The 3138-nt window shown below is 74.8% G+C and carries 3 protein-coding genes and 1 pseudogene; 2 read left to right on the forward strand and 2 right to left on the reverse strand.

Annotation, left to right across the window (positions count from 1 at the left end; translation table 11 throughout):
- The coding region (locus IDM29_RS15920; RefSeq protein WP_255500353.1) for an FAD-binding protein at positions 1-1507 on the reverse strand (1507 nt) is incomplete at its 3' end.
- Positions 1508-1531: 24 nt separating this feature from the next.
- On the reverse strand, positions 1532-2326 hold the full coding sequence (locus tag IDM29_RS15925) for a 3-ketoacyl-ACP reductase (protein WP_182112216.1): 795 nt from the start codon (positions 2324-2326) through the stop codon (positions 1532-1534).
- Between the two features lie 299 nt (positions 2327-2625).
- Between IDM29_RS15925 and IDM29_RS15930 the strand changes: the two genes are divergently transcribed.
- Together IDM29_RS15930 and IDM29_RS17030 are read left to right on the forward strand one after the other, a co-directional pair.
- Complete coding sequence (locus tag IDM29_RS15930) at positions 2626-2799, forward strand: hypothetical protein (protein ID WP_182112217.1); 174 nt, start codon at positions 2626-2628, stop codon at positions 2797-2799.
- Positions 2800-2933: 134 nt separating this feature from the next.
- Positions 2934-3138 (forward strand): annotated as a pseudogene (locus IDM29_RS17030) (hypothetical protein); the annotation flags it as partial.

Raw genomic sequence — 3138 nt, forward strand, 5'->3', positions numbered from 1 at the left:
CGCCCGCGACGGCGGCCGCGGCGGCGGCGTCGAAGGCCTCGCCCGGCGGGACCGTCGAGGGGCCGCGGTGCGCGGCGATGAACTGCGCCGCCCGCGTCGCACCCACCTGGCCGCTGTTGAGCGCGGCGCCGCCCGGCCGGTAGACGCCGTGCGCGCCGCCCGCCTCGCCGACGGGGAAGAACCCCGTGACGTTCGACTGCCACCACGCGTCGACGAGCAGCCCGCCGTTGTTGTGCTGCGCGCACACGTCGACCTCGAGCATCTCCTGCTCCAGGTCCACGTACGGGTTCTTGCCCAGGTAGAACTGGTACGCGGGCTCGTTCATGCGCCGCAGCCGCTCGATCGGCGTCCCGAACAGGACGCCCGCGCGCTCCAGGTAGGCGTAGGCCTCGGGCGACAGGGCGCTGGGGTCGAACTCGTCGCGGACCGGGTTGCGCCGGAAGTCGAGGAACACGCGCCGCCCGCGCAGCACCGTCTCGCGGTAGACGAGCAGGTCGATCAGCGAGGACCCGTCGACCGCCTTGCGGATGTCGAACGGCCACTGGTAGCCCTTGAGGAAGACCAGCGACATGAGGCGGCCGTAGTCGGGGATCGCCTCGGTGAGGAACTCGCGCTCGTCGCCGCCGTCGGCGTCCGTCGAGACGAAGCGCGGCACCACCTGCATGTACGTGCCGGACACGTTCCAGCGCGGCTTGGTCGAGGCGAGCCCGAACTGCCACTCGGTGAGGTTCTTGCCGTGCACGCCCGCGCGGTACGCCGCCCCGGACGCGCCCCACTGTCCGTTGGGGAAGACGCGCGTCGCGTACATGCCCGCGGGGCCGCCCGTGGCGTAGACGAGGTTGGCGCAGCGGAACAGCAGGAAGGGCGAGGCCGTCGGGTCGTCCGGGTCGACGTGCACGTCCGTGCGCAGCACGAGCAGGCCGGCGACCTCGCGCCCGCCGTCCGCGCCGGGGCGCGTGAGCACCTCGACCACGCGGCACTCGTCGAAGATGCGCGTCCCGTTGCGGTGCACCTTCTTCTCGAGCTGCTCGACCATCGAGCGGGACGTGTACGGGCCGACCGACGTCGCACGCCGGCGCGGGTCGTGGTCGGTCTTGTAGCCGATGAACTCGCCGTACCGGTTCTGCGGGAAGGGGACACCGAGGTCGCACAACCGCAGGAACCCGCGGGCCGACAGCGCGGCCTCCGCGAGCGCGTTGTCGCCGTCCATCGCGCCGCCCGCGTAGAGCGTCTGCGCCATCTCCCGCACGGAGTCGCCGTCGCCGCCCGAGAGCGTGAGCTTGTAGTAGGTCTGCTTGTCCGAGCCCGCGTTGCGGCTCGAGCCCGCGTTGACCTTGTCCGCGACCATGACGACGTCGTCGTGCCCCAGCTCCCAGAGGCGGTCGGCCGCGCAGAACCCGGCGGAACCCGTCCCCACGACGACGGTCGTGGCGGTGACGACGGGGACGTCGCGTCCGGCGATCCGCAGCGTCTCGGGCTCGTGGGTGGGCGCAGGCTCGTGCGTCATGTCGACCTCCAGGTCGCAGGTCGGTCAGAGACGGGGGATGTGCATGCCGCCGTCGACGTGGAAGACCTCGCCCGTCGAGTACGGCGTGCGGCCGGACGCGAGCATCGCGACGGCCTGGCCGACGTCGGCCGGACGGCCCCAGCGGGCCATCGGGGCGAGGCCGCCGTCGAAGAGGGCGTCGTAACGCTCGGTGACGCCCGCGGTCATGTCGGTCGCGATCACGCCGGGGCGCACCTCGTGGACGACGACGCCCTCGGGCGCCAGGCGCGCGGCCCACAGCTGGGTGGCCATCGCGACGCCGGCCTTGGAGATGCAGTACTCGCCGCGGTTGGTCGAGACGGTGGTGGCGGAGACCGAGGAGACGTTCACGACGGTCGCGACGGGACCGGCGGGCGGCTCGGGCAGCGCCTCGAGCGGACCGCGGAGCGCGATGACGCGGTTCGCGAACGTCTGGGTGAGGAAGTACGGGCCGCGCAGGTTGATGCCCAGCACGCGGTCGAAGCTCTCGGGGGTGGCGTCCAGGAGGTCCGCGCGCACCTCGGGCGCGACGCCCGCGTTGTTGACCAGCAGGTCGAGGCGGCCCCAGGCGTCGACGGCGTCGTCGACGTAGCGCGCGTGGTCCTCGGGGTCCGCGACCGAGCCGCGCACGTAGCGGATCCGGTCGACGTCGCCCGCCTCGTCGCGGAGCTCGGCGAGCAGGTCGGCGGGCTCCTCACGCGTCGCGAGGATGGAGACGCGCCACCCCTCCGCGAGCAGGGCGCGGGTGATCCCCAGCCCGATGCCACGGTTCCCGCCGGTCACCAGTGCCACGCGCGGCATCGTCGCCCTCTCGTCGTCCCACGGCCCGCCCGACGACGACCCGCCCGCCGATCCTGCCAGGTCCCGCGGGGGTTCGGCAAGCGCTTTCCCGGTCCCTGCCGCACCGGCGACTCACCGCCCCCAGCGCTCCGTCCGCGGGTTTTGGCACGGATGCGGGCGCGCGGACACCCGGATGCGTGCCAAAACCGCGCGGCTCGCCGGCCGGCGAGCGGCTCGCTGGCCGGCGGGCGGGGTGGGCGTGGCTGGCATAGCGTCGGGGTCGGCGGGCAGGCGCCCCGGCCGCTACCGAGGAGGACACCGTGACCGAGAACTTCGACGCCGTGCCGGACGGTCCGCACCCCCACGGCACGGGCATCCGCGAGGACGGCCCGACGCTGTCCGGCCTGCCCGACGACGCCCCGGACGAGCTGCGCGCCACGCTCTCGGGCGGCGACCCGGACCACCTGCCCACCGAGGACGCACCCGGGCGCTGACACCCCCGGGGGGCGGGCCGAGCACGCGGCCGAGGACGGGGCCGCACCGCCGGCCTGAGCCGCCACGCAGGGCCGGACGCCGACGGCCGGTGGACCGCCGGGGCGGCGTCGGTGGCGGAACGTAGGGTGGTGGCGTGCCCACGTCCCCCGAGCAGTCGCCGTCGGCGCCCGACCTGGCATGGGACGTCTCGTACGACGACGAGCCGCCCTACGACCCGGAGTACGACGCCGCGCCCCCGCCCGATGCGTCCCCGCCGCCCCCGTCCCGGGCACGGCCGGCGCCCGCGGCGACGGCGCCGGTAGCGCGCGCAGCAACCGCACCGGCGCGCCCGCGCGCCG

Source organism: Actinotalea sp. JY-7885, from assembly GCF_014525465.1.
Lineage (GTDB): Bacteria > Actinomycetota > Actinomycetes > Actinomycetales > Cellulomonadaceae > Actinotalea.

What these genes read in the sequence shown, in the direction of transcription:
- IDM29_RS15925 (WP_182112216.1), bottom strand. Translation starts at nt 2,326, where the DNA reads ATGCCGCGCGTGGCACTGGTGACCGGCGGGAACCGTGGCATCGGGCTG.